Source organism: Enterobacter sp. 03-F-07-AD-ECC (assembly GCF_047530935.1).
In the GTDB taxonomy this organism is placed as follows: Bacteria; Pseudomonadota; Gammaproteobacteria; order Enterobacterales; family Enterobacteriaceae; genus Enterobacter; species Enterobacter cloacae.
Genome location: NZ_JBLKBZ010000002.1, coordinates 435,609 through 460,006, shown reverse-complemented (window position 1 = coordinate 460,006; position 24,398 = coordinate 435,609). Strand labels below are relative to the sequence as shown.

The window sequence follows — 24,398 nt, the reverse complement described above, 5'->3', positions numbered from 1 at the left end:
ATGACAAAGCCGGGTTTTTACCCGGCTTTGTTGTATCTGAAGGGCAGACTCAGTTACGCTCTCCTCAAACCCATTCAAAGAGAGTAATGCGTTGAAACGCTGGCCCGTTTTCCCCCGTTCCCTGCGTCAACTCGTAATGATGGCCTTTTTGCTGATCCTGCTGCCTTTACTGATTCTGGCCTGGCAGGCGTGGCAAAGCCTGAACGCGCTCAGTGCTCAGGCGGCACTGACTAACCGCACGACGCTCATTGACGCCAGACGCAGTGAGGCGATGACCAACGCCGCGCTGGAGATGGAGCGTAGCTATCGTCAGTATTGCGTGCTTGACGATCGCACGCTGGAAAAGGTCTACCAGAATCAGCGTAAACGCTATAGCGAGATGCTGGATGCGCATGCCGGCGTGTTGCCGGACGATAAGCTCTACCAGGCATTACGTCAGGATTTGAACGACCTGGCCCAGTTGCAGTGTAAGAACAGTGGCCCTGATGCCGCCGCAGCCGCGCGCCTTGAAGCCTTTGCCAATGCCAATGCTGAGATGGTGCAGTCTACCCGTGCGGTGATTTTCTCTCGCGGTCAGCAACTGCAGCAGGAGATTGCCGAACGCGGTCAGTTCTTTGGCTGGCAGGCGCTGGTGCTGTTCCTGGTCAGCCTCGCGCTGGTGTTACTTTTTACCCGAATGATCATCGGCCCGGTGAAGGGCATCCAGCGGATGATCAATCGTCTGGGGGAGGGGAAATCACTGGGCGATACGGTGGCCTTTAAAGGCCCGCGCGAGTTGCGTTCCGTGGGGCAGCGGATTATCTGGCTTTCGGAGCGCCTGTCGTGGCTGGAATCCCAGCGTCATCAGTTTTTACGTCATATTTCCCACGAGCTCAAAACGCCGCTGGCCAGCATGCGCGAAGGCACGGAATTGCTGGCAGACGAAGTGGCGGGGCCGCTGACGGTGGAGCAGAAAGAGATTGTTGAGATCCTCGACGCCAGCAGCCGCAATCTGCAGAAATTAATTGAGCAACTGCTCGATTACAACCGCAAGCTGGCGGATGGAGCGGTCGTCCTTGAAAATGTCGAGATTGAGCCGCTGGTGGATATGGTGATCTCTGCCCACAGCTTGCCTGCAAGAGCTAAAATGATGCATACCGGGGTGGCGCTGAATGAGCCAACCTGCCTGGCTGAACCGATGTTATTGATGAGCGTTCTGGATAATCTTTATTCCAATGCGGTGCACTATGGTACTGAATCCGGTAACATTTATATCCGAAGCTATACGAATGGTTCACGGGTCTTTATTGATGTCGCCAACACCGGCACCCCGATCCCCGATGACGAAAGAGAGATGATATTTGAACCCTTCTTCCAGGGAAGTCATCAGCGAAAAGGTGCGGTTAAAGGAAGCGGTCTGGGGTTAAGTATCGCCCGGGACTGTATACGACGCATGCAGGGGGAGCTAAACATTGTCACGGATGAACGTTCCGATGTTTGCTTCCGTATCGAACTGCCCCTGAGCCGGAAAAACCAATAAAATGAAGCTATGTCTGGTGAGTATGTCACACGTCTTTTTCCGCGCCATACGCGCGGTGTTTTCCCGTAAAACGTTGCGCCTGAGCCTGCCTTGTTTATTGCTGGCGGGGTGTGTTTCCCATGTGCCAAAAAGTGCCATTAGCGATAAACAGGAAGATAAATGGCCAGAGAATCAGCTGGCAGATTTTCTCTCAACCCGCTGCGACGACATCTGGAACCTGTCGGGGCATGACGTCGAAACCAATCCTCTGTTCTGGCTACGTGGAATAGACTGCGCGCAGCGTCTGGCTCCGGTTGAAGCCCGCTCAAAAGCGGCGATGCTGGACGACGATACCTGGCAGGACGCCTTCAAGCGCGGAATATTGCTTGGGGATGCCAAAATTACCCCTGTCGAACGACGCACGAACGTCACGCGGCTCGACACCTTTGTCGCAACGCTTCCTGCTCAGGTACGCCCGATTTACCAGCTCTGGCGCGATGGGCAGACATTACAACTTCAGCTGTCTGAAGAGCGCTCCCGTTACAGCAAGCTGCAACAGTCAACCGACAGCGAGCTGGATACCCTGCGTCAGCAGCAACAACATTTGCGTACGCAACTGGATACCACGACGCGTAAGCTGGAGAACCTGACCGATATCGAAAGACAGCTCTCGTCGCGTAAATATCAACCAGCGAGTTCATCTGCTGCACCGGACAGCGATACACCGAAACAAGAGGATGTGAAGCATGACGAGCCGTAAACCTGCCCATCTCCTGCTGGTGGATGACGATCCCGGTTTACTCAAGCTGTTGGGAATGCGTCTGGTCAGTGAAGGCTACAGCGTCGTGACGGCTGAAAGCGGGCTGGAGGGGCTCAAAATTCTCGCCCGGGAGAAAATTGACCTGGTGATAAGCGACCTGCGGATGGATGAAATGGATGGCCTGCAGCTGTTCGCAGAGATCCAGAAGCAGCAGCCGGGCATGCCGGTGATTATCCTGACGGCGCACGGCTCGATCCCGGATGCCGTCGCGGCGACACAGCAGGGGGTTTTCAGCTTCCTGACCAAGCCGGTGGATAAAGACGCGCTGTATAAGGCCATCGACAGTGCGCTGGAACATGCAGCTCCGTCGAGCGATGAGGCGTGGCGGGAGCCGATTGTCACGCGTAGCCCCATCATGCTGCGTCTGCTGGAACAGGCCAGGATGGTGGCGCAGTCTGACGTCAGCGTCCTGATTAACGGGCAGAGCGGCACCGGGAAAGAGATCCTGGCACAGGCCATCCATAATGCCAGCCCGCGCAGCAAAAACGCCTTTATTGCCATTAACTGCGGCGCACTGCCGGAACAACTGCTCGAGTCTGAACTGTTCGGCCACGCCCGCGGTGCGTTCACCGGTGCAGTCAGCAGCCGGGAAGGCCTATTCCAGGCGGCAGAAGGCGGCACGCTTTTCCTGGACGAGATTGGCGACATGCCTGCACCGCTGCAGGTCAAATTACTGCGCGTGCTGCAGGAGCGAAAAGTGCGCCCGTTGGGCAGCAACCGCGATATCGACATTAACGTGCGCATCATCTCCGCCACGCACCGTGATTTACCAAAGGTAATGGCGCGCAATGAGTTTCGTGAAGATCTCTACTACCGCCTGAACGTCGTGAACCTGAAAATTCCGGCGCTGGCCGAACGTGCGGAAGATATCCCTTTGCTGGCGAATCACCTGTTGCGCCAGTCTGCGGATCGCCACAAACCGTTTGTGCGGGCGTTTTCCACCGATGCGATGAAGCGGCTGATGGCCGCAAGCTGGCCGGGAAACGTGCGCCAGCTGGTCAACGTGATAGAGCAGTGCGTGGCGCTGACGTCGTCACCTGTCATCAGTGACGCGCTGGTGGAGCAGGCGCTGGAAGGCGAGAACACGGCACTGCCGACGTTTGCCGAAGCGCGTAACCAGTTCGAGCTAAACTATCTGCGTAAGCTGTTGCAGATCACCAAAGGTAACGTGACCCACGCGGCACGCATGGCCGGACGCAACCGCACCGAGTTCTATAAGCTGCTGTCACGCCATGAGCTGGAAGCCAACGATTTTAAAGAGTAGTACCGCAAACTTCGAATGAATATGATACTGTGAGCAATCGATTACGACGCAGCTTACAGGCAAGAGTTTAAGGACCCACCATGAAAAAGATTGATGCGATTATTAAACCTTTCAAACTGGATGATGTACGTGAAGCACTGGCGGAAGTGGGCATCACCGGTATGACCGTGACCGAAGTGAAAGGTTTTGGTCGTCAGAAGGGCCACACCGAGCTTTACCGTGGTGCAGAGTACATGGTGGACTTTCTGCCGAAAGTGAAAATTGAAATCGTGGTAAGCGACGATATTGTCGATACCTGTGTGGATACCATTATTCGTACGGCGCAAACGGGTAAAATTGGCGACGGTAAAATCTTCGTCTTTGACGTGGCGCGCGTCATCCGTATCCGTACCGGCGAAGAAGACGACGCTGCGATTTAACATTGCCAGCGGTTTTGCAGACCGGGTCAGACGCAGCCGCCATCCGGCAAAAAAAGCCCCTCGAACGAGGGGCTTTTTGTATTACAGCACTTTATGTGGACCAAAACATTCGTAATGGATGTTGTCTTTATTGACGCCCAGTTCAACCAGCTGTTTCGCGGCATACTGCATAAACGCCACCGGACCGCAGACGTAGAATTGCATCTCCGGCGCGCTGAACGCACCTTCATGCTGGCGTAAATCCATCAACCCTTCGCTGTCAAAGCGGGCCGCTGTACGATCGGCAGCCGTTGGCAGACGATACCAGGTGTGCGCGGTGAAACGCGGCAGGGTAGCACCCAGCGTTTTCACCTCATCAGCAAAGGCGTGCACATCCCCGTTTTCAGCGGCGTGGAACCAGTTAACCTGCGCGCTGTGGCTGGATTTCGCCAGCGTGTCCAGCATCGCCAGCATTGGCGTTTGACCCACACCCGCAGAGATCAGCGTCACCGGGGTATTTGCCTCAACGGCCATAAAGAAATCGCCCGCCGGCGCAGCCAGATGAACCACGTCGCCCACGCTGGCTTCGTTATGCAGCCAGCTGGAAACCTGACCGCCGTCCTCGCGTTTCACCGCAATACGGTAGCCTTTGCCGTTTGGCTTACGGGTGAGGGAGTACTGGCGGATCTCCTGATGCGGGAAACCTTCAGGCTTCAGCCAGACGCCGAGATACTGCCCCGGCTGATAATCGGCAACGGGTTGACCATCCACCGGCTCGAACTCAAAACTGGTAATCAGTGCGCTACGCGGCGTTTTCTCAACAATGCGGAAGGCGCGGGTCCCTTCCCAGCCACCGTTCTTGCTGGCGTTTTCGCTGTAGATCTGCGCTTCACGGTTGATAAAGACGTTTGCCAGCACGCCGTAAGCTTTGCCCCAGGCGTCCAGTACCTCCTGGCCCGGGCTGAACATCTCGTCCAGCGTCGCCAGCAGGTGACCGCCCACAATGTTGTACTGCTCGGGTTTGATCTGGAAGCTGGTATGCTTCTGCGCGATTTTCTCCACCGCAGGCAGCAGGGCTGGCAGATTTTCAATGTTGCTGGCGTAGGCCGCGATGGCATTGAAAAGTGCTTCCCGCTGATCGCCGTTACGCTGGTTACTCATGTTGAAAATCTCTTTCAACTCCGGGTTGTGCGCGAACATGCGGTCGTAGAAATGAGCGGTGAGCTTAGGGCCTGTCTCCACCAGCAGGGGAATGGTGGCTTTAACGGTAGCGATGGTTTGAGCGTCGAGCATGAGCGCGTCCTTCTGATGTGAACTTAATGATGTATTTTAAATGCATCTTATAAAAATAACCCTGCGATGTAAATGGTTCTTTGCAAGATGAAATATATGCATCACAAACCTGAAAAGAAATCCGTTGAAAATGACGAGGGCTTTATTCCTCAAACCCTTGCGTGGCGTGAAGGAAAACGTTTGCGTAAAATCGTTTGTCAAGACCTGTTATCACAGAACTATTCAGTTATACTGTTGCCCGTCGTCCAACAGGACTGCCTTTTCAGGCCAAATTTTACTTGTTAGCTGAGTCAGGAGATGCGGATGTTAAAGCGTGAAATGAACATTGCCGATTATGATGCCGAACTGTGGCAGGCTATGGAGCAGGAAAAAGTACGTCAGGAAGAGCACATCGAACTGATCGCCTCCGAGAACTACACCAGCCCGCGCGTCATGCAGGCGCAGGGTTCTCAGCTGACCAACAAATATGCTGAAGGTTACCCGGGCAAGCGCTACTACGGCGGTTGCGAGTACGTTGATATCGTTGAGCAACTGGCGATTGACCGTGCGAAAGAACTCTTTGGCGCTGACTACGCTAACGTCCAGCCGCATTCCGGCTCTCAGGCAAACTTCGCGGTCTACACCGCGCTGCTGCAGCCGGGCGATACCGTTCTGGGTATGAACTTGGCGCAGGGCGGTCACCTGACTCACGGCTCCCCGGTAAACTTCTCTGGCAAACTGTACAACATCATCCCTTACGGTATTGATGAGTCAGGCAAAATTGACTACGAAGACATGGCGAAGCAGGCTAAAGAGCACAAGCCGAAGATGATCATCGGTGGTTTCTCTGCTTACTCCGGTATCGTTGACTGGGCAAAAATGCGTGAAATCGCAGACAGCATCGGTGCTTACCTGTTCGTGGATATGGCGCACGTTGCCGGTCTTATCGCCGCGGGCGTTTACCCGAACCCGGTTCCTCATGCTCACGTTGTGACCACCACCACGCACAAAACCCTGGCGGGTCCACGCGGTGGCCTGATCCTGGCGAAAGGCGGCGATGAAGAGCTGTACAAAAAACTGAACTCCGCTGTGTTCCCAAGCGCACAGGGCGGCCCGCTGATGCACGTGATCGCGGCAAAAGCCGTCGCGCTGAAAGAAGCGATGGAGCCAGAGTTCAAAGTCTACCAGCAGCAGGTTGCCAAAAACGCCAAAGCGATGGTGGAAGTGTTCCTGAACCGTGGTTACAAAGTGGTGTCCGGCGGTACTGAAAACCACCTGTTCCTGCTGGATCTGGTTGATAAGAACCTGACCGGTAAAGAAGCTGACGCCGCCCTGGGCCGCGCCAACATCACCGTGAACAAAAACAGCGTACCAAACGATCCGAAGAGTCCGTTCGTGACCTCCGGTATCCGTATCGGTTCTCCGGCTGTTACTCGCCGCGGTTTCAAAGAAGCGGAAGTGAAAGAGCTGGCTGGCTGGATGTGTGACGTTCTGGACAACATCAATGACGAAGCGGTTATTGAGCGCGTAAAAGCGAAAGTTCTGGATATCTGCGCACGCTTCCCGGTATACGCATAATTCTTCTGCTTAGCAGAAATAAAAAGGCCGCGTTTGCGGCCTTTTTTTATGTCTTAACGTCGGTCGAGGGATATTGCTCCCGGTCCCACAATCGCCAGCAGGATAAATGCGCCCGCAATACTGACGTTCTTGTAGAAATTAATCATATTCGGCACAACCGCATCCCCGGTCATGTCCCAGTAATGGTGACCAATTACTGCCGTGCCCAGCGTGTAGAACACAAACAGTACGGCGAGAGGGCGGGTGAAAAAGCCCAGCACGATCAGGATGGCGGCAGGGACTTCCATCACCACGGCGATAATGGCCGCCAGCATGGGCATTGGCGCGCCAAGCGACGTCATATATTGTACGGTGCCGTTAAACCCCGTCAGTTTTGGATAGCCGAAGATAATAAAGAGTACGACAAGCGCGATACGGGCAATCAACAACAACAGGTGGCGTGACTGACCGAAATCGAAATAGCGAAGTGAGTTCATGGCAGAAAACCTCTGCAAGTGGAGTAATTTAAACGTAATACACATTTTCGTTCCCTGCCATAAGCCAGACGATTGCACTGAATGTTAATTTTTCGTTAATTTATAGCAGGCTATCTACTTGCTTAATTTTTATATTCTCGCCAGACTATGGCCTCCATTTCGGGAGGGATTCATGGTCTTGCATTCCACGCGCTGGCTGGCGCTCAGCTATTTCACCTATTTCTTTAGTTACGGTATTTTTCTGCCTTTCTGGAGCGTCTGGCTCAAGGGAATTGGCCTTACTCCGGAAACCATCGGTGTCCTGCTGGGGGCGGGGCTGGTGGCGCGTTTCCTTGGCAGCCTGCTGATTGCACCGCGCGTCAGCGATCCCTCCTTACTCATCAAAGCGGTGCGTATTCTTGCCCTGCTAACGCTGGTCTTTGTGGCCTGCTTCTGGGTCAGCCATCAGTTTGCCTGGCTGATGGTGGTGATGGTCGGCTTTAACCTGTTCTTCTCCCCGCTGGTTCCCCTGACGGACGCCCTGGCAAACACCTGGCAAAAGCAGATCACCATGGACTACGGTCGCGTGCGCCTGTGGGGCTCCATTGCGTTTGTGATTGGCTCTGCGCTGGTGGGGAAACTGGTCAGCCTTTACGATTACCGCGCCATTCTGGCCCTGCTAAGCATCGGTATCGCCTCGATGTTGCTGGGCATGCTGCTGCGACCGTCAGTCATGCCGCAAGGCGAAAGTCGCCATCAGGAAAGCGCAGGCTGGCCCGCCTGGCGAAGCCTGGTGGCGCAAAGCTGGCGTTTTCTGGCCTGCGTCTGCCTGCTTCAGGGGGCGCACGCGGCGTATTACGGCTTCAGCGCCATTTACTGGCAGGGCGCCGGTTACTCTGCCTCTGCTGTGGGCTACCTGTGGTCGCTTGGCGTGGTGGCCGAAGTGATTATCTTTGCGCTCAGCAAGAAACTGTTCCGCCGCTTCGGCGCGCGCGACCTGCTGCTGCTCTCCGCCGTGTGTGGCGTGGCGCGGTGGGGCATTATGGGCTGGACGACCGAACTGCCCTGGCTGATCGTGGCGCAAATTCTGCACTGCGGCACCTTTACCGTCTGCCATCTGGCGGCCATGCGCTATATCGCCGCGCGTGAAGGCGGGGATGTGATTCGCTTGCAGGCGGTCTATTCTGCGGTGGCGATGGGCGGCAGCATTGCCGTGATGACGGTCTTTGCGGGCTTCCTGTATCAACATCTGGGACACGGCGTGTTCTGGGTAATGGCACTGGTCGCGCTACCGGCGATGTTTATTCGCCCGAAAGTGGCCGCGCGCGCCTGACTACGATTCCAGCATGGCGCGAATATGTTCTTGCTGCTGTGCGTTCAGCGATTCCACGGCGTGGATCAGCGGCGGCGAGAACAGGGGCAGGGCGGTGGGGTAAGGGGTAATGACCAGCGCCGCTTCGCGCGGAGCTCCCTCTTTCTGAAAAGCCTGCAGCGTCAGATAACGAATATTGAGCGGCAGCAGCGTTAGTTCGCGTAGCTGCTGTTCAATCACTTCTTCACAGGATTTATCCTCTCCGGTTAATAACACCACCTGTTTTTCGTGCAGATCGGTCTCCTGCATCAGCCAGGCACCAAAAATCACCGCCACCAGACTCATCTCTTCATCAGAAAAACGCAGGCCAAACTCCGCCTCCAGCTCAAACAACGCCTCCTTGGTGGTGCGTAACAGACGGGGATAAAGGCGATGGATCTCTTCTGGCAGGCTGTTGTCGATGCCGATCTCAAACAGCGACCGGTCCAGCGCCTGTGCCAGATGAACGTAGAGCTGATCGGTCAGCCCTTGTTCATCGCTGAAGTTCATTCCTGTCTGGGCGCGAAAACGGGCAATCATCCGCACGATGGCCCGGCGCAGACGCTGATCCTGCTGATGTTTATCGAGCACCGGATCGGGCGTGCGCAGCATCATAAACAGCAGCGCGAGGAACAATTGTTCGTCGCTGTGGGTGCCCTGCGGCACGCGGCGTTTCCAGTGACGCACAATTTCCTGCGCCGTAAAGTATTCCCCTCGCGACTGTGTCCAGCTGCGCTGAATGGGGGAAAACTGCGGCGTATTGCCCTGGTGATGCTGGATCAAACAATACTGCAAGAAGAGCTGTAAAAACTGCACGTCACGGCAGTCAAAGGGGCGCTGTAGCTTTCGCGAACAGAAGCTGATCAACGCCCGCAGATTCGTATCGTCATAAAGCGGACGCGCGATGCCCTGCTGTTTAAGCGCGGTTTTAAGCGCCGGGGTAAACTGTTGTGAAACAAAATGTGGGCACAGGCGGAGCGCCCTGCGCAGCCAGTGCAGCAGACATAAACGCTGATTCAGGACCGTGCCTTCAATCCGGTAGCTGCCGTCATGGTGCGTGACAATGTCCAGCCGGTGATAGCGCTGGATTTCATCGCGCGTCTCGGCTATATCTTGCCGTGCCATGGCGTCGTCCACGCCGTTGGTTACGATTATGCTCTGTGCGGTGACGGCAGCATCGGGCAGGTAAAGCATCAAAAGCACCTGGCAGCGGCGCTGCGAACTGGAAAGCACAGATGGAATTTCAAGCGTTGTCATCATCTGTTGGGTATCCAGTGTGAATGTCTGGTAAGAATAGCTAAAGGATCGACGCTGAAAAGCGTACCGGCAGCCCTTTCACTCAGGATTGCTGGCGAACATCACAGAATTTTTGACGTGAGGAATTGATGCAAACAGTTAAACACAGCGCGATGGCGTTATTTTTGGCGGTTATCACTTTCACCGCCGGCGCGCATCCTCACAGTTTTATCAGTCTCAAAACCGAGCTGGTGACTGACGGAACCCAGTTGAGCGGCCTGAAAATGCGCTGGACGATGGATGAAATCACCTCGGCCGATCTCCTGTATGACGCGGGAAACGCAAAGCCAGGCGATGAGATCTGGAAAAAGCTGGCGGCGGAGGTCATGGCCAACGTGCTGGGACAGCACTACTTCACCGAGTTCTGGCATAACGGACAAAAGGTGAAGTTTATGAATCGCCCGACGGAGTACGGCATGTCGCGCGACGGTCATCAGGCGGTGCTGACGTTTGTTCTCCCGCTGGCGCATCCTCAGCCGCTGGCAGGACAGACGTATACCTTTTCCACCTTCGACCCCACCTATTACGTCGATATGAGCTATGCGAAGGAGAGTGACGTGACGCTACCGACTACCCTGCAAAAATCCTGCAAACTCGCTGTTCATACGCCAAAACCCAGCGAAGAGACGCTCAACTTCGCCGTCTCTCTGGATAAAGAGGATGCCCCTCCTGAAGATATGGAACTGGGTAAACAGTTTGCACAGCAGGTGACGTTACAATGTCAGTGATCGCCTCTTCCGCCCGCAAACCACGTCGCTGGCTTCATCTCTGGCCGCTGGCGCTCTTTTTATTGTTGGCCGTGTGCGGCGCGCTGTGGTTATGGCAGGCCTGGCCGCAGGTTATGATGAAAAGCATTCTCTGGCAGCGTGACGTTAACCAGCAGATGAGTGGACTACTCAAGGCGGTGGCGGATAACCCAACAAAAGCAGGTGGTTCCCTGCTGGCATTCAGTTTTGTCTACGGGGTGCTGCATGCGCTGGGGCCGGGGCACGGCAAGATTGTGATCACTACCTGGCTTGCCACGCATCCCTCGAAGCTGAAATCGAGCATCGGTCTGACGCTAGCCTCTTCGCTGCTGCAGGGCGGCGTCGCTATCGGGCTGGTAGTGGTCGTCCTCTCGCTGTTACAGCTTCCCGCTCGTCAGCTGCACCTGAGCAGTTTCTGGCTGGAGAAGGGAAGTTATGCGCTGGTGGGCGTGCTGGGGGGGATCCTCTGCTGGCGGGCGCTGAAAAAACTGCGCGTACTGCTGCAAAAGCCAACCTTCAAATCCTTTACGCCACATCATGTCCATGATGCCCACTGCGGCTGCGGACATCAGCATCTGCCTACGCAGGCGCAGTTGCAGAGCGGCGACGACTGGCGTATTCGGCTGGGGCATGCTCTCTGCGCTGGCTATGGCGGCAGGAACGTCCCTGACCATTTCATCACTGGCATTACTGGTTCACAGCTTCCGTCAACTGGCGGTAAAACTCAGCGGCAATAAGACGCCGGTGCTGTGGCGACAGGTTGGCTGGACGACGCTCGCGCTGGCGGGCGGGGTGATTCTGCTGGTAGCGGCGGTGACGATGTGGATGAGTGCGGTGCCGGTGGGAAGGGGATTGCGGCCGTTTTAGTAGGGTGCGGTCTGATGTCCTCACCCTGACCCTCTCCCACAGGGAGAGGGAATTACCGGGATTAACGCTTCAGCGCATCGCTCAGTTCATCACGCATGTTTGCCAGCATGGCTTTAACAACGCGTGGGTTACCTGCAACGATGTTGCCGGTAGACATATAGTTATGGCCGCCGGTGAAATCGCATACCAGTGCGCCTGCTTCACGCGCGATCAGCTCGCCCGCAGCAAAGTCCCACGGCTTAAGCGCCAGTTCGAAGTAACCGTCAACGCGGCCGGTCGCCACGTAGGCCAGATCCAACGCGGCAGAGCCGGTGCGACGGAAGTCCGCGCATTCGGTGAACAGTTTGCCGAGGATATTCATGTAGGTGGTTGCGTGCTGTTTCGCCTTGAACGGGAAACCGGTCGCCAGAATGGTGCCGTCCAGATCGCGTGCATTGCTGCAGCGCAGACGGTAACCGTTCAGCTGCGCGCCCTGACCGCGGGTAGCGGTGAACAGTTCGTTACGCATTGGATCATAAACAACGGCAACTTCAGTACGGCCTTTAATGCGTACTGCGATAGACACAGAGAAGTGTGGCAGGCGTTTAACAAAGTTGGTGGTGCCATCCAGTGGATCGATAACCCATTGAACATCCTGATCGGTACCTTCATGTTCACCGCTTTCTTCGGTGATGATGGTGTGCTGTGGGTAAGATTTGCGGATCGTTTCGATAATAATCGCTTCTGCGGCTTTATCGACGTTAGTCACGAAATCATTGCTGCCTTTCTGGCTGGTTTCTACGGAGTCTGGCGTTTCGTAGTGTTTGGCAATTACATTACCCGCCTTGCGCGCTGCGCGCACGGCGATGGTCAGCATCGGATGCATCGGTCTCTCTCACTGGATGTTAAAGAACAGGAAAATCGGCGCAGAGTATAGCAGCGGGATCGGAATATGTCTCTCGTTTATGATAATATGCCCGAATATTCTTTAGACACTGAATTCAGACATCCAAAACTATGCTGCAAAACATTCGAATCGTGCTGGTCGAAACATCGCATACCGGCAATATGGGCTCCGTTGCCCGCGCTATGAAAACCATGGGCTTAACGAATCTGTGGCTGGTTAATCCGCTGGTGAAGCCGGACTCTCAGGCCATCGCACTGGCCGCCGGTGCCAGCGACGTGATTGGCAACGCGCAAATTGTTGATACCCTGGACGAAGCGCTGGCGGGTTGCAGTCTGGTCGTCGGTACCAGCGCGCGTTCCCGTACGCTGCCGTGGCCAATGCTGGACCCGCGCGAATGCGGCCTGAAAAGTGTCTCAGAAGCGGAACAGGCGCCTGTGGCGCTGGTGTTTGGGCGTGAGCGCGTCGGCCTGACCAATGACGAACTGCAGAAGTGCCATTACCACGTCGCAATTGCGGCGAACCCGGAATACAGCTCGCTGAACCTGGCGATGGCGGTACAGGTCATTGCCTACGAAGTGCGGATGGCCTGGCTGGCGACCCAGGAGAAAGTGGCAGAGCCGAAAGAAGAGACCGCCTATCCGCTGGTGGACGATCTGGAGCGCTTCTATGGTCACCTGGAGCAGACGCTGCTCTCTACCGGTTTTATCCGCGAAGGCCATCCGGGGCAGGTGATGAATAAGCTGCGTCGTCTGTTCACCCGTGCGCGTCCGGAAAGCCAGGAGCTGAACATCCTGCGTGGGATTCTGGCGTCGATTGAGCAGAAGAATAAAGAATAACGGTGCGCGTTGTTGCCTGGCGGCGCTGCGCTTGCACAGGCCTACGGTTTTGTAGGTCGGGTAAGCGTAGCGCCACCCGACAAAAACAATGAGAGCACGGAAGGTTAAATACCTGACTAAAACAGTCAAGTAAATAGTTGACCAATTTAGTCAGGAATGTCAGACTTGGCCCTGCTATGCAATACCCCATTTTACTATAAAAAACCCCGGGCAGGGGCGAGTTTGAGGTTAAGTAAGACATGAGACTGACATCTAAAGGGCGTTATGCCGTAACCGCGATGCTGGACGTTGCGCTCAACTCCGAAGCGGGCCCGGTTCCGTTGGCTGATATTTCTGAACGACAAGGGATCTCCCTCTCTTATCTGGAACAGCTGTTCTCCAGACTGCGTAAAAATGGACTGGTTTCCAGCGTTCGTGGCCCTGGCGGCGGTTATCTGCTGGGTAAAGACGCTGGCAGTATTGCGGTTGGCGAAGTCATTAGTGCGGTTGACGAATCCGTTGACGCGACTCGTTGCCAGGGTAAAGGTGGCTGCCAGGGCGGCGATAAGTGCCTGACCCACGCGCTGTGGCGCGATCTGAGCGACCGCCTGACCGGCTTCCTGAACAACATCACCCTCGGTGAACTGGTGAATAACCAGGAAGTTCTGGATGTATCGGGCCGTCAGCACAGCCAGGAATCTCAACGCAGCACCCGCGCGCAGGACGCTATCGACGTTAAATTACGCGCGTAATAAAAAGATAAGTATTTCAGAATCAGGCCGGGGCGAAGCTGCCCCGTGTACTCGGTCGTACATCCAGCCGGTTGCCTGATTCCTTGCATTGAAGCGATGTACGGAGTTTATAGAGCAATGAAATTACCGATTTATCTCGACTACTCCGCAACCACGCCGGTGGACCCGCGTGTTGCCGAGAAAATGATGCAGTGTCTGACCCTGGACGGAAACTTTGGTAACCCAGCTTCCCGTTCACACCGTTTTGGCTGGCATGCTGAAGAGGCGGTAGATATCGCCCGTAATCAGATTGCTGACCTGGTGGGTGCCGACCCGCGTGAGATTGTGTTCACCTCCGGTGCGACTGAATCCGACAACCTGGCGATCAAAGGTGCAGCCAACTTTTATCAGAAAAAAGGCAAGCACATCATCACCAGCAAAACCGAACATAAAGCTGTGCTGGACACCTGCCGTCAGCTCGAGCGTGAAGGCTTTGAAGTCACTTACCTGGCGCCACAGAGCAACGGTATTATTGACCAGAAAGAGCTCGAAGCGGCGATGCGTGATGACACCATCCTGGTTTCCATCATGCATGTAAACAACGAAATCGGCGTGGTGCAGGATATCGCGACCATCGGCGAAATGTGCCGCGCCCGCGGTATCATCTACCACGTGGACGCGACTCAGAGCGTGGGCAAACTGCCAATCGACCTGAGCCAGCTGAAAGTCGACCTGATGTCCTTCTCCGGCCACAAAATCTATGGCCCGAAAGGCATTGGCGCGCTGTACGTTCGTCGTAAGCCACGTATCCGCATTGAAGCGCAGATGCACGGTGGCGGTCATGAGCGCGGCATGCGTTCCGGTACGCTGCCTGTTCACCAGATTGTGGGCATGGGCGAAGCTTACCGCATTGCGAAAGAAGAGATGGAAACCGAGATGGCGCGCCTGCGCACGCTCCGTAACCGTCTGTGGGACGGCGTGAAAGATATGGAAGAAGTGTATCTGAACGGCGATCTCGAGCAGGGCGCACCCAACATCCTCAACGTGAGCTTCAACTATGTTGAAGGCGAATCGCTGATCATGGCGCTGAAAGACCTGGCGGTCTCTTCCGGTTCTGCCTGTACGTCTGCAAGCCTGGAGCCATCCTACGTGCTGCGCGCGCTGGGTATGACTGACGAGCTGGCACACAGCTCTATCCGTTTCTCTTTAGGTCGTTTCACTACCGAAGAAGAGATTGACTACACCATCAAGCTGGTTCGCAACTCCATCGGCCGTCTGCGTGACCTTTCTCCACTGTGGGAAATGTTCAAGCAGGGCGTGGATCTGAACAGCATTGAATGGTCACATCACTAATCGGTACATAAGGAGAATTCAATCATGGCATACAGCGAAAAAGTTATCGATCATTACGAGAACCCGCGCAACGTTGGCTCTTTTGACAACAGCGACGAGAGCGTAGGTAGCGGTATGGTTGGCGCGCCAGCCTGTGGCGACGTGATGAAGTTGCAGATTAAAGTCAACAATGAAGGTATCATTGAAGACGCGCGCTTCAAGACCTACGGCTGTGGTTCTGCTATCGCGTCCAGCTCCCTGGTCACCGAGTGGGTGAAGGGCAAGTCTCTGGACGAGGCACAGGCAATCAAGAACACGGATATTGCTGAAGAACTCGAACTGCCACCGGTGAAAATTCACTGTTCTATCCTGGCAGAAGACGCGATCAAAGCCGCCATTGCGGATTACAAAAGCAAACGTGAAGCAAAATAATTGAGGTTTGAGTATGTCGATTACCCTTAGCGACAGCGCTGCCGCGCGAGTAAGCTCTTTTCTGGCGAACCGTGGTAAAGGCTTTGGCCTGCGACTGGGCGTACGTACCTCCGGCTGTTCTGGTATGGCTTACGTACTGGAGTTTGTTGACGAACCAGCGTCCGATGACACTGTGTTTGAAGACAAGGGCGTGAAGGTGGTGGTCGATGGCAAAAGCCTGCAATTCCTCAACGGCACTCAGCTGGACTTTGTAAAAGAAGGCCTGAACGAAGGGTTCAAATTCACGAACCCGAACGTCAAAGACGAGTGTGGTTGCGGCGAAAGCTTCCACGTTTAATCGCGCGTCATCCGAAACCCCACCGTGGCTTTATTTGCTACGCGTGGGGTTTGTTCTAACAGGCTACCCCTGAGATTGTTATGGATTACTTCACTCTCTTCGGTTTACCCGCTCAATACCCGATTGATCTCCAGGCGCTGACGATCCGTTTTCAGGACCTGCAGCGTCAGTATCATCCGGACAAATTCGCCAGCGGTACTCAGGCTGAACAACTGGCTGCGGTGTCGCAATCCGCGACCATCAACCAGGCCTGGCAGACGCTGCGCCATCCGCTGGCGCGTGCTGAATATCTGCTTTCGCTCCACGGCTTTGATCTGGCGAGCGAACAACACACCGTACGCGACACGGCGTTTCTGATGGAACAGCTTACGCTTCGCGAAGAGCTGGATGAGATTGAACAGGCCAAAGACGAAGCGCGTCTGGAAGGGTTCATCACGCGCGTGAAGGGCATGTTTGATACCCGCCATCAGCAGATGGTGGCGCAACTGAACAACGAGACCTGGGACGTGGCGGCAGACACTGTGCGCAAACTCCGTTTTCTCGATAAACTGCGAAGCAGTGCTGAACAACTCGAAGAAAAGCTGCTCGATTTTTAATTTCGGAAGCAATTATGGCCTTATTACAAATTAGTGAGCCTGGCTTAAGTGCCGCACCGCACCAGCGTCGTCTGGCGGTGGGTATTGATCTTGGCACCACCAATTCCCTCGTGGCGACCGTGCGTAGCGGCCAGGCGGAGACGCTGGCTGACGAGCAGGGCCGCCATCTGCTGCCTTCCGTGGTCCACTACCAGCAGCAGGGCCACGCGGTGGGCTTTGATGCCCGCGCTAACGCCGCGCGCGATCCGGCGAATACCATCAGCTCCGTTAAGCGGATGATGGGCCGCTCGCTGGCCGATATTCAGACCCGTTACCCGCATCTGCCGTATCAGCTGCAGGCCAGTGAAAACGGCCTGCCGATGATTGCGACTGCGGCCGGGCTGCTGAACCCGATTCGCGTATCCGCTGACATCCTAAAAGCGTTGGCGGAGCGTGCCACGGCAACGCTCGGCGGCGATTTAGACGGTGTGGTGATTACCGTTCCGGCCTACTTTGATGACGCACAGCGTCAGGGCACCAAAGACGCCGCGCGTCTGGCGGGCCTGCACGTGCTGCGCCTGCTGAACGAACCGACAGCGGCAGCGATTGCCTACGGCCTCGACTCCGGTCAGGAAGGGGTGATTGCGGTTTACGATCTCGGCGGCGGCACCTTTGATATTTCGATCCTGCGCTTAAGCCGTGGGGTGTTTGAAGTGCTGGCGACCGGCGGGGACTCCGCGCTGGGCGGCGATGACTTTGACCATCTGCTGGCGGATTACATTCGTGAGCAGGCGGGCATTAGCGATCGCAACGATGCGCGCGTACAGCGTGAACTGCTGGATGCGGCCATCGAGGCCAAAATTGCGCTAAGCGATGCTGAGTCAGTCAGTGTGAACGTGGCGGGCTGGCAGGGTGAGATCGCCCGTGAACAGTTTAACGATCTCATCGCCCCCCTGGTGAAACGCACGCTGTTAGCCTGCCGTCGTGCGCTGAAAGATGCCGGCGTTGAGGCGGATGAGGTGCTGGAAGTGGTCATGGTGGGTGGCTCCACCCGCGTACCGCTGGTGCGTGAGCGTGTAGGCGAATTCTTTGGCCGCACGCCGCTGACCTCCATTGACCCGGACAAAGTGGTTGCCGTGGGCGCGGCGATTCAGGCGGATATTCTGGTCGGCAACAAGCCTGACAGTGAAATGCTGCTGCTGGACGTTATCCCGCTGTCGCTGGGTTTAGAGACCATGGGCGGACTGGTGGAGAAAGTCATTCCGCGCAACACCACCATTCCGGTGGCACGTGCGCAGGAGTTCACTACCTTTAAAGACGGTCAGACGGCCATGTCCATTCACGTGATGCAGGGCGAACGCGAACTGGTGCAGGACTGCCGCTCGCTGGCGCGCTTTGCGCTGCGGGGCATTCCGGCGCTGCCTGCGGGCGGGGCGCATATTCGCGTCACCTTCCAGGTGGATGCGGACGGCCTGCTGAGCGTCACGGCGATGGAAAAATCGACCGGTGTCGAATCGTCCATTCAGGTGAAGCCGTCCTACGGCCTGACCGATGGCGAAATCGCCTCCATGATTCAGGACTCAATGAGCTACGCCGAGCAGGATGTGAAGGCGCGTATGCTGGCCGAACAAAAAGTGGAAGCCGCACGCGTGCTGGAAAGCCTGAACGGCGCGCTCGCTGCCGATGCCGCGCTGTTAAGCGCCGCTGAGCGTCAGGTGATTGACGAGGCTGCTGCGCACTTAAGCGTGGTCGCCCAGGGCAATGACGCTGACACAATAGAAGAAGCCATTAAAAACGTTGATAAACAAACCCAGGACTTTGCTGCTCGCCGCATGGACAAATCTGTCCGCGTCGCGCTGAAAGGCCAGTCCGTGGACGAGGTTTAATATGCCAAAGATTGTTATTTTGCCTCATGCGGACCTCTGTCCGGATGGCGCTGTTCTGGAAGCGAAGCCCGGTGAAACCATTCTCGATGTTGCCCTGCGTGCAGGTATCGAAGTGGAACACGCCTGTGAAAAATCCTGTGCCTGCACAACATGCCACTGCATCGTGCGTGAAGGTTTCGACTCGCTTGCCGAGAGCACCGAAGACGAAGATGACATGCTGGATAAAGCATGGGGTCTGGAGCCCGACAGCCGCTTAAGCTGCCAGGCAGCGGTGACCGACGAAGATCTGGTCGTGGAGTTCCCACGCTACACCATCAACCACGCACGCGAGCATTAATATGGGACTGAAGTGGACAGACAGCCGTGAAATCGGCGAAGCGCTCTACGACGCTAACCCGGATCTCGATCCAAAAACCGTACGTTTCACCGATATGCATCAGTGGATCTGCGATTTAGAGGATTTTGACGACGATCCCAACGCATCCAATGAAAAAATTCTGGAGGCGATTCTGTTAGTCTGGTTAGATGAAGCAGAGTAAATCACGTAACGGGCTGCCTTCAGGCGGCCCGTTTGCTAATAAGGATAAATAAAATGACCGAAGCGATGAAGATTACGCTCTCTACGCAACCCGCCGATGCGCGTTGGGGCGAAAAAGCCACTTACAGTATCAATAACGACGGTATTACCCTGCACCTGACGGGCAACGACGATCTGGGCCTGATCCAGCGCGCCGCGCGTAAAATTGATGGGCTCGGCATTAAGCATGTCTCTCTGGCAGGCGAGGGCTGGGACACCGACCGCAGCTGGGCGTTCTGGGCCGGTTATAAAGGGCCAAAAGGCACCCGCAAAATTGAGTGGGCCAACCTTGACGAAGCCGGTCAAAAAGAGCTGGAAAGCCGCCTGACCATTATCGACTGGGTACGTGACACCATTAACGCACCGGCAGAAGAGCTGGGGCCGGAACAGCTGGCACAGCGCGCCGTTGACCTGCTGTGCGGCGTGGCAGGCGACAACATGTCTTATCGCATCACCAAAGGTGAAGACCTGCGCGAGCAGAACTACATGGGCATTCACACCGTGGGTCGTGGCTCTGAGCGTCCACCGGTGCTGCTGGCGCTGGACTACAACCCAACCGGCGATAAAGACGCGCCAGTGTTTGCCTGCCTGGTCGGGAAAGGTATCACCTTCGACACCGGTGGCTACAGCCTGAAGCAGAGCGCGTTCATGGACTCCATGAAATCCGACATGGGCGGGGCGGCAACCATTACCGGTGCGCTGGCGTTTGCGATTACCCGTGGCCTGAAAAAACGCGTGAAGCTGTACCTGTGCTGCGCGGACAACATGGTAAGCGGTAACGCCTTCAAGCTGGGCGACATCATTCGCTACCGCAACGGCAAAAATGTTGAAGTGATGAACACCGATGCAGAAGGCCGTCTGGTGCTGGCCGATGGCCTGATCGACGCTTCTGCCCAGAAGCCAGAGTTGATTATCGATATGGCCACCCTGACCGGCGCGGCAAAAACGGCGCTGGGTAACGACTACCATGCGCTGTTCAGCTTTGACGACAAGCTGGCGGCCCGCCTGCTGGCAAGCGCCGCGGCAGAAAACGAACCGTTCTGGCGTCTGCCGCTGGCGGAATTCCACCGCAGCCAGCTGCCGTCTAATTTTGCCGAACTGAATAACACCGCGAGCGCGGCATACCCGGCGGGTGCAAGCACCGCAGCAGGCTTCCTGTCCCACTTCGTTGAGAACTATCACGAAGGCTGGCTGCATATCGACTGCTCCGCAACCTACCGTAAAGCGGCGGTTGAGCAGTGGTCTGCGGGTGCGACCGGCCTGGGCGTGCGTACCGTGGCGAACCTGCTGACGGCTGAATAATCGTCATTGCCCTCACCCTAACCCTCTCCCACGGGGAGAGGGGATGGTTTGCTCCCTCTCCCTTGAGGGAGAGGGCCGGGGTGAGGGGGGAAATGCATTATCTGGAATTGTTATGTCCGAAACCAAAAACGAATTAGAAACTCTGCTGGAGCAGGCGGCTACCGAGCCCGCCCACCGTCCGGCATTTTTCCGCACGCTGCTGGAATCCACCGTCTGGGTGCCAGGAACCGCGGCGGAAGGTGAGCAGGTTGTTGAAGATAGCGCGCTGGATCTGCTGCACTGGGAGAAAGACGACGGCACCTCGGTGATCCCGTTCTTTACCTCGCTTGAAGCGCTGCAGACCGCCGTTGAAGACGAACAGGCGTTCGTGGTGATGCCGGTGCGCACGCTGTTCGAAATGACGCTGGGCCAGACGCTGTTCCTTAATGCGAAACTGCCGACCGGGAAAGAGTTCACGCCGCGTGAAATCAGCCATCTGATTGGTGAAGAGGGTAACCCGCTCAGCACCCAGGAAGTGCTGGAAGGGGGCGAAACGCTGCTGCTCTCTGAAGTGGCCGAACCGCCAGCGCAGATGATCGATTCCCTGACCACGTTGTTCAAAACCCTGAAGCCGGTAAGACGCGCGTTCCTCTGTTCGATTAAAGAGCAAGCGGATGAACAGCCGGTACTGTTGATTGGTATTGAAGCTGACGCTGATATTGATGAGATCATCCAGGCGGCGGGCAGTGTGGCCACTGATACGTTGCCGGGCGATGAGCCAATTGATATCTGCCAGGTGAAGAACGGTGAGAAGGGCATCAGCCACTTTATTACCGAGCACATCACACCGTTTTATGAGCGTCGCTGGGGCGGTTTCCTGCGCGATCTCAAAACCAACCGCATCATCTGATTACAGCGGGGTGACTGTCACCCCGTTGCTTCCAGCAGCAGTAAATCCATCAGCAGTACCAGATTCGACTCAAACGACGTCACCCCTGCGGCTTCCGCGGCGTAATGCACCGCCTCGTCATAGAGAGCGAAGTGCACGTCCGCCATGCCCGCCAGCGTATTGGCCGAGGCGCGGGTAAACGCGACAATCGTCATCCCGACGTTTTTGGCGATCCGCGCTTTATCCAGCACCTGCTCTGTTTCGCCGCTGCGCGAGACGGCAATAAATACCTGATAACGGGCGGCGTTACTGAGAAAGATGTTCCGGCTGTCACCCGGCCCGGAGATAAACGCCGTTTTCCCCAGCACCTGCAGTTTTTTGGTCAGGTATTCGGCAAACAGATAGGAAAACCCGGCACCGTAGAGAAAGAAGCTCTCTTTGTGACGCAGCAGGTCGGCAAACTGCAGACGCTTCTCATCGGTCACCCACTGGAATGTCTGCTGATAGTTGGCAATAAACTGGCTGAACAGCGCGGGCAACTGCGGAAGGGCGTTTCCTTGCGTCGTAATATGCGGCGTGTCGGTGAGGAGCTGTTTGCAGTGCCAGATAAACTCGCTAAACCCGCTGAACCCCAGCTTCTGACACAGCCGCATAATCGTCGCGGTAGAGACAAATGTCGCCTGCGCCAGTTCCCGCACCGTGATGTTACCCACCAGCAGCGGATGCTCCGTGAGATGGGCGAGTACGCGATACTCCGCGCGGGTTAGCGATTCCCCGCGCGTTAACAGCGTGGCCAGGCGGTTATCCATTATTTCGCGGGTTCAATCGGCAGGTCGTCCCGCGCACCCCACTCACTCCAGGCGCCGTCGTACAGCGTGACGTCGTTTACGCCGAGCGTGGCGAGCGCCAGGATCACCACGCAGGCCGTTACGCCGGAACCGCAGCTGGCAATAATTGGACGGTGTAAATCCACGCCCTGACGATCAAAAATCGCGCGTAGCTCATCGGTGGTTTTCAGCTCGCCCTCAAACACCAGATCGCCCCACGGCACGTTCAACGCCCCCGGAATGTGTCCGCGTTTCAGGCCAGGGCGAGGTTCGTCCGCTTCAGCGTTAAAACGTGCGGCAGGACGCGCATCGACGATTTGAGCAGTGTTTTCATGGCTGACGACCAGCACGTCGGTCAGGCGTTTCACCACATTTGCGTCAAACGTCGCGTCAAAATCCCCCTCCGGCAGCGTCACGTCCCCCTGCTGCAGCGGCAGTTCGTCGCGCTTCCAGCCAGCCAGACCCCCCGCCAGAATCGAGACTTTCTCGACGCCGAAGTTTTTCAGCATCCACCACGCGCGCGGGGCAGAGAAGAGGTTACCTTCATCATAAACAACGAGGTGTTTGTCTTTGCTGATGCCCAGCTCGCGCATCGCCACGGAGAAGGCTTCCGGGCGTGGCAGCATGTGCGGCAGAGAGGAGGTGTGATCGGAGAGGGCTTCGATATCAAAAAATACCGCGCCCGGCAGGTGCCCTGCGCGGTATTCACCGGGAACGTCACGATGCTCCTGGCCCGGAGGAGCCATACGCGCGTCAATAATCTGCACTTCAGGATCGTCGCCGTGCTCAATCAGCCAGTCGGCGGCGACAAAATATGAGGTGGACATGGGTTGCCTCCATTCTTTTCCGTAAAAAAGGATTGTCGGTGTTTTTTCTGACACCGACAAGCAAACCACGTTCAACTCGCGAGCAAGCCCCTATTTTTTCACCGCTTCGCCGTTCTGCCAGGCTTTTTGCAGCGCAGGCCAGTACTCGCGGTTAGCCTCGATCATCTCATCCAGAATCGCTTTCGCGTGCTCCATGGTCGGCACGGTACGATTCAGGGTAAATGCCTGCAGCGCTTTCTCATAGCTCCCTTCAATGGTTGCTTCCACCAGCAGTTGTTCAGAGGCGAGCTGCTGTTGCAGCAGCGTCTGATGGAACAGCGGCACCTGGCCCACGCGGACAGGCTCTGGCCCCTCGGATGTGATATAAGCGGGAACCTCGACGACCGCATCGTACGGCAGATTTGTAATTGCCCCGCGGTTTTCCACCATCACCAGATGACGGCTCCGCAGGTTGAAGGCCAGCGAGCAGGCGACATCGACGATAAACTCGCCGTGAACGCCAACGTGGAAGGCGTCCGGCAGGATCCCGGTACGCTTATATTCTTCGGCTGCGGCAAACAGCTTTTTCTCGCGCCCGTTCATCACTTCGTTAGCGCGGGTGTAGTCGGGGTTCTGATGCTCAACAATCTGGTTCGGCATCAGGTAGTACTGCAGATACGGGTTCGGCAGATACTCCGGGAAGTTATCCATGATCGGCTTGATGTTGCGCCAGGTTTTCACCCACGACGGATCGGAGTGCTGCGGGTCGGTTTTGGCGGCATCTTCCGTCAGCAGACCAAACTTCGCGATATGTTTACGCAGCTCCGGAAGCTTGTCCTCACCGTCCACCAACACACGGGTAAACCAGCCGAAGTGATTCAGCCCAAAGTAGTCCACCTCCAGCTTGCGGCGATCGACCCCCAGAATGGCTCCCATGTTACGCATTGCAGCAACCGGCATATCGCAAATATTCAGCACGCGGGCGTTCGGTCGCAGGCGACGCACCCCCTCTGCGACGATTGCCGCCGGGTTGGAGTAGTTTACGATCCATGCTTTTTCATGCGCGTAGCGATCCACCAGATCGATAAGCTCGACCATTGGCAGGATCGTACGCAGCCCGTAAGCCAGCCCGCCGGGGCCGCAGGTCTCCTGACCAACCACGCCGTGGCGCAGCGGGATCTTCTCATCCTGCTCGCGCATTTTATACTGGCCAACGCGCATCTGGGCGAAGACGAAGTGTGCGCCGCTGAAGGCCACTTCCGGGTCATTGGTGACGGTAAATTTGATGCTCTGGCTGTGGTCGCGGATCACTTTTTCCACCACCGGGGCAATCGTGTTCTGACGCGCCTCGTCGATGTCGTAGAGGCGGATTTCGGCCAGTGGGAAGTCCTGCAGACGCACCATCAGGCTTTTCACAATACCTGGCGTGTAGGTGCTACCGCCGCCAGCAATCGACAGAATGAATGGGGGTGTAAACAT

Annotated in this window: 25 protein-coding genes and 1 pseudogene; 19 read left to right on the top strand and 7 right to left on the bottom strand. The window is 56.3% G+C overall.

Annotated features, from left to right (window positions below; genetic code table 11):
* The first annotated feature begins 91 nt into the window (after positions 1–91).
* From qseE to glnB, 4 genes are all read left to right on the top strand, one after another.
* The gene (gene qseE, locus ACMWKA_RS04960) at positions 92–1,519 is read left to right on the top strand and encodes a two component system sensor histidine kinase QseE/GlrK (protein ID WP_023620113.1); all 1,428 of its coding nucleotides are present in this window, start codon (positions 92–94) and stop codon (positions 1,517–1,519) included.
* A gap of 1 nt (position 1,520) precedes the next feature.
* Positions 1,521–2,258 carry a two-component system QseEF-associated lipoprotein QseG gene (gene qseG, locus ACMWKA_RS04955; protein ID WP_148790425.1) on the top strand — a complete coding sequence of 246 codons (738 nt, stop codon included), beginning with the start codon at positions 1,521–1,523 and terminating at the stop codon, positions 2,256–2,258.
* On the top strand, positions 2,245–3,582 hold the full coding sequence (gene glrR, locus ACMWKA_RS04950; protein WP_013098304.1) for a two-component system response regulator GlrR: 1,338 nt from the start codon (positions 2,245–2,247) through the stop codon (positions 3,580–3,582). The genes qseG and glrR overlap by 14 nt, the downstream gene beginning before the upstream one ends.
* Before the next feature lie 80 nt (positions 3,583–3,662).
* A complete protein-coding gene (glnB, locus tag ACMWKA_RS04945) occupies positions 3,663–4,001 on the top strand; it encodes a nitrogen regulatory protein P-II (RefSeq protein ID WP_003860685.1) in 339 nt (112 codons plus the stop codon).
* A gap of 81 nt (positions 4,002–4,082) precedes the next feature.
* Here the strand turns inward: glnB and hmpA are convergent, their stop codons facing one another.
* On the bottom strand, positions 4,083–5,273 hold the full coding sequence (hmpA, locus tag ACMWKA_RS04940) for an NO-inducible flavohemoprotein (RefSeq protein WP_095453317.1): 1,191 nt from the start codon (positions 5,271–5,273) through the stop codon (positions 4,083–4,085).
* A 303-nt stretch (positions 5,274–5,576) separates the two neighbouring features.
* Between hmpA and glyA the strand changes: the two genes are divergently transcribed.
* Positions 5,577–6,830 (top strand): serine hydroxymethyltransferase, encoded by a 1,254-nt coding sequence (gene glyA, locus ACMWKA_RS04935; protein WP_013098302.1) that lies wholly within the window; start codon positions 5,577–5,579, stop codon positions 6,828–6,830.
* A 53-nt stretch (positions 6,831–6,883) separates the two neighbouring features.
* On the opposite strand, the gene ACMWKA_RS04930 is transcribed toward glyA, so the two are convergent.
* Positions 6,884–7,306 carry a DoxX family protein gene (locus ACMWKA_RS04930; RefSeq protein ID WP_013098301.1) on the bottom strand — a complete coding sequence of 141 codons (423 nt, stop codon included), beginning with the start codon at positions 7,304–7,306 and terminating at the stop codon, positions 6,884–6,886.
* Between the two features lie 172 nt (positions 7,307–7,478).
* On the opposite strand from ACMWKA_RS04930, the gene ACMWKA_RS04925 reads away from it, so the two are divergent.
* Positions 7,479–8,618 (top strand): 3-phenylpropionate MFS transporter, encoded by a 1,140-nt coding sequence (locus ACMWKA_RS04925; protein WP_013098300.1) that lies wholly within the window; start codon positions 7,479–7,481, stop codon positions 8,616–8,618.
* Here ACMWKA_RS04925 and csiE read toward each other — a convergent pair whose 3' ends face one another.
* Positions 8,619–9,896, bottom strand: coding sequence for a stationary phase inducible protein CsiE (csiE, locus tag ACMWKA_RS04920; RefSeq protein WP_148790426.1), 1,278 nt, complete (start codon positions 9,894–9,896; stop codon positions 8,619–8,621).
* A gap of 125 nt (positions 9,897–10,021) precedes the next feature.
* On the opposite strand from csiE, the gene ACMWKA_RS04915 reads away from it, so the two are divergent.
* A complete protein-coding gene (locus ACMWKA_RS04915) occupies positions 10,022–10,660 on the top strand; it encodes a DUF1007 family protein (RefSeq protein WP_023620117.1) in 639 nt (212 codons plus the stop codon).
* Positions 10,651–11,545 (top strand): annotated as a pseudogene (locus ACMWKA_RS04910) (nickel/cobalt transporter). The gene ACMWKA_RS04915 and the pseudogene ACMWKA_RS04910 overlap by 10 nt, the downstream one beginning before the upstream one ends.
* A 61-nt stretch (positions 11,546–11,606) precedes the next feature.
* Here ACMWKA_RS04910 and suhB read toward each other — a convergent pair.
* Positions 11,607–12,410, bottom strand: coding sequence for an inositol-1-monophosphatase (gene suhB / locus ACMWKA_RS04905; protein ID WP_013098296.1), 804 nt, complete (start codon positions 12,408–12,410; stop codon positions 11,607–11,609).
* A 131-nt stretch (positions 12,411–12,541) separates the two neighbouring features.
* Here suhB and trmJ point away from each other — a divergent pair, with 131 nt between their 5' ends.
* The 11 genes from trmJ to sseB all read left to right on the top strand — a co-directional run bounded on the left by trmJ (position 12,542) and on the right by sseB (position 21,307).
* Complete coding sequence (gene trmJ / locus ACMWKA_RS04900; RefSeq protein WP_013098295.1) at positions 12,542–13,267, top strand: tRNA (cytosine(32)/uridine(32)-2'-O)-methyltransferase TrmJ; 726 nt, start codon at positions 12,542–12,544, stop codon at positions 13,265–13,267.
* A 239-nt stretch (positions 13,268–13,506) separates the two neighbouring features.
* Complete coding sequence (gene iscR, locus ACMWKA_RS04895; RefSeq protein WP_013098294.1) at positions 13,507–13,998, top strand: Fe-S cluster assembly transcriptional regulator IscR; 492 nt, start codon at positions 13,507–13,509, stop codon at positions 13,996–13,998.
* Positions 13,999–14,115: 117 nt separating this feature from the next.
* A complete protein-coding gene (gene iscS / locus ACMWKA_RS04890) occupies positions 14,116–15,330 on the top strand; it encodes a cysteine desulfurase (protein WP_414760038.1) in 1,215 nt (404 codons plus the stop codon).
* A gap of 24 nt (positions 15,331–15,354) precedes the next feature.
* Complete coding sequence (gene iscU, locus ACMWKA_RS04885; RefSeq protein ID WP_003860661.1) at positions 15,355–15,741, top strand: Fe-S cluster assembly scaffold IscU; 387 nt, start codon at positions 15,355–15,357, stop codon at positions 15,739–15,741.
* Positions 15,742–15,754: 13 nt separating this feature from the next.
* Positions 15,755–16,078: an iron-sulfur cluster assembly protein IscA gene (gene iscA, locus ACMWKA_RS04880; protein WP_003860659.1), complete on the top strand. Its 324-nt coding sequence runs from the start codon at positions 15,755–15,757 to the stop codon at positions 16,076–16,078.
* A gap of 80 nt (positions 16,079–16,158) precedes the next feature.
* Positions 16,159–16,674 (top strand): co-chaperone HscB, encoded by a 516-nt coding sequence (gene hscB, locus ACMWKA_RS04875; RefSeq protein ID WP_020690034.1) that lies wholly within the window; start codon positions 16,159–16,161, stop codon positions 16,672–16,674.
* Between the two features lie 14 nt (positions 16,675–16,688).
* Positions 16,689–18,539 carry a Fe-S protein assembly chaperone HscA gene (hscA, locus tag ACMWKA_RS04870; protein ID WP_102752277.1) on the top strand — a complete coding sequence of 617 codons (1,851 nt, stop codon included), beginning with the start codon at positions 16,689–16,691 and terminating at the stop codon, positions 18,537–18,539.
* A gap of 1 nt (position 18,540) precedes the next feature.
* Positions 18,541–18,876 (top strand): ISC system 2Fe-2S type ferredoxin, encoded by a 336-nt coding sequence (fdx, locus tag ACMWKA_RS04865; RefSeq protein WP_102752276.1) that lies wholly within the window; start codon positions 18,541–18,543, stop codon positions 18,874–18,876.
* A 1-nt stretch (position 18,877) separates the two neighbouring features.
* Positions 18,878–19,078, top strand: coding sequence for a Fe-S cluster assembly protein IscX (gene iscX / locus ACMWKA_RS04860; protein WP_003860650.1), 201 nt, complete (start codon positions 18,878–18,880; stop codon positions 19,076–19,078).
* Between the two features lie 53 nt (positions 19,079–19,131).
* Positions 19,132–20,418 (top strand): aminopeptidase PepB, encoded by a 1,287-nt coding sequence (gene pepB, locus ACMWKA_RS04855; RefSeq protein ID WP_013098291.1) that lies wholly within the window; start codon positions 19,132–19,134, stop codon positions 20,416–20,418.
* Between the two features lie 112 nt (positions 20,419–20,530).
* Positions 20,531–21,307, top strand: coding sequence for an enhanced serine sensitivity protein SseB (gene sseB / locus ACMWKA_RS04850; RefSeq protein WP_102752275.1), 777 nt, complete (start codon positions 20,531–20,533; stop codon positions 21,305–21,307).
* A gap of 17 nt (positions 21,308–21,324) precedes the next feature.
* On the opposite strand, the gene ACMWKA_RS04845 is transcribed toward sseB, so the two are convergent.
* From ACMWKA_RS04845 to ACMWKA_RS04835, 3 genes are all read right to left on the bottom strand, one after another.
* A complete protein-coding gene (locus ACMWKA_RS04845) occupies positions 21,325–22,095 on the bottom strand; it encodes a MurR/RpiR family transcriptional regulator (protein ID WP_013098289.1) in 771 nt (256 codons plus the stop codon).
* On the bottom strand, positions 22,095–22,940 hold the full coding sequence (sseA, locus tag ACMWKA_RS04840) for a 3-mercaptopyruvate sulfurtransferase (RefSeq protein WP_102752274.1): 846 nt from the start codon (positions 22,938–22,940) through the stop codon (positions 22,095–22,097). The genes ACMWKA_RS04845 and sseA overlap by 1 nt, the downstream gene beginning before the upstream one ends.
* 90 nt (positions 22,941–23,030) lie before the next feature.
* The gene (locus tag ACMWKA_RS04835) at positions 23,031–24,398 is read right to left on the bottom strand and encodes a 6-phospho-alpha-glucosidase (RefSeq protein WP_023620126.1); all 1,368 of its coding nucleotides are present in this window, start codon (positions 24,396–24,398) and stop codon (positions 23,031–23,033) included.

Excerpts from the sequence above, each read along its gene's own strand:
- ACMWKA_RS04925 (WP_013098300.1), top strand. The coding sequence starts at position 7,479 with ATGGTCTTGCATTCCACGCGCTGGCTGGCGCTCAGCTATTTCACCTAT.
- ACMWKA_RS04845 (WP_013098289.1), bottom strand. The coding sequence starts at position 22,095 with ATGGATAACCGCCTGGCCACGCTGTTAACGCGCGGGGAATCGCTAACC.
- ACMWKA_RS04930 (WP_013098301.1), bottom strand. The coding sequence starts at position 7,306 with ATGAACTCACTTCGCTATTTCGATTTCGGTCAGTCACGCCACCTGTTG.
- fdx (WP_102752276.1), top strand. The coding sequence starts at position 18,541 with ATGCCAAAGATTGTTATTTTGCCTCATGCGGACCTCTGTCCGGATGGC.
- ACMWKA_RS04915 (WP_023620117.1), top strand. The coding sequence starts at position 10,022 with ATGCAAACAGTTAAACACAGCGCGATGGCGTTATTTTTGGCGGTTATC.
- trmJ (WP_013098295.1), top strand. The coding sequence starts at position 12,542 with ATGCTGCAAAACATTCGAATCGTGCTGGTCGAAACATCGCATACCGGC.
- pepB (WP_013098291.1), top strand. The coding sequence starts at position 19,132 with ATGACCGAAGCGATGAAGATTACGCTCTCTACGCAACCCGCCGATGCG.
- sseA (WP_102752274.1), bottom strand. The coding sequence starts at position 22,940 with ATGTCCACCTCATATTTTGTCGCCGCCGACTGGCTGATTGAGCACGGC.
- hscB (WP_020690034.1), top strand. The coding sequence starts at position 16,159 with ATGGATTACTTCACTCTCTTCGGTTTACCCGCTCAATACCCGATTGAT.
- sseB (WP_102752275.1), top strand. The coding sequence starts at position 20,531 with ATGTCCGAAACCAAAAACGAATTAGAAACTCTGCTGGAGCAGGCGGCT.
- iscR (WP_013098294.1), top strand. The coding sequence starts at position 13,507 with ATGAGACTGACATCTAAAGGGCGTTATGCCGTAACCGCGATGCTGGAC.
- hmpA (WP_095453317.1), bottom strand. The coding sequence starts at position 5,273 with ATGCTCGACGCTCAAACCATCGCTACCGTTAAAGCCACCATTCCCCTG.
- glrR (WP_013098304.1), top strand. The coding sequence starts at position 2,245 with ATGACGAGCCGTAAACCTGCCCATCTCCTGCTGGTGGATGACGATCCC.
- iscU (WP_003860661.1), top strand. The coding sequence starts at position 15,355 with ATGGCATACAGCGAAAAAGTTATCGATCATTACGAGAACCCGCGCAAC.
- glyA (WP_013098302.1), top strand. The coding sequence starts at position 5,577 with ATGTTAAAGCGTGAAATGAACATTGCCGATTATGATGCCGAACTGTGG.
- csiE (WP_148790426.1), bottom strand. The coding sequence starts at position 9,896 with ATGATGACAACGCTTGAAATTCCATCTGTGCTTTCCAGTTCGCAGCGC.
- qseG (WP_148790425.1), top strand. The coding sequence starts at position 1,521 with ATGAAGCTATGTCTGGTGAGTATGTCACACGTCTTTTTCCGCGCCATA.
- iscA (WP_003860659.1), top strand. The coding sequence starts at position 15,755 with ATGTCGATTACCCTTAGCGACAGCGCTGCCGCGCGAGTAAGCTCTTTT.
- glnB (WP_003860685.1), top strand. The coding sequence starts at position 3,663 with ATGAAAAAGATTGATGCGATTATTAAACCTTTCAAACTGGATGATGTA.
- hscA (WP_102752277.1), top strand. The coding sequence starts at position 16,689 with ATGGCCTTATTACAAATTAGTGAGCCTGGCTTAAGTGCCGCACCGCAC.
- iscS (WP_414760038.1), top strand. The coding sequence starts at position 14,116 with ATGAAATTACCGATTTATCTCGACTACTCCGCAACCACGCCGGTGGAC.
- ACMWKA_RS04835 (WP_023620126.1), bottom strand. The coding sequence starts at position 24,398 with ATGTTTACACCCCCATTCATTCTGTCGATTGCTGGCGGCGGTAGCACC.
- iscX (WP_003860650.1), top strand. The coding sequence starts at position 18,878 with ATGGGACTGAAGTGGACAGACAGCCGTGAAATCGGCGAAGCGCTCTAC.
- suhB (WP_013098296.1), bottom strand. The coding sequence starts at position 12,410 with ATGCATCCGATGCTGACCATCGCCGTGCGCGCAGCGCGCAAGGCGGGT.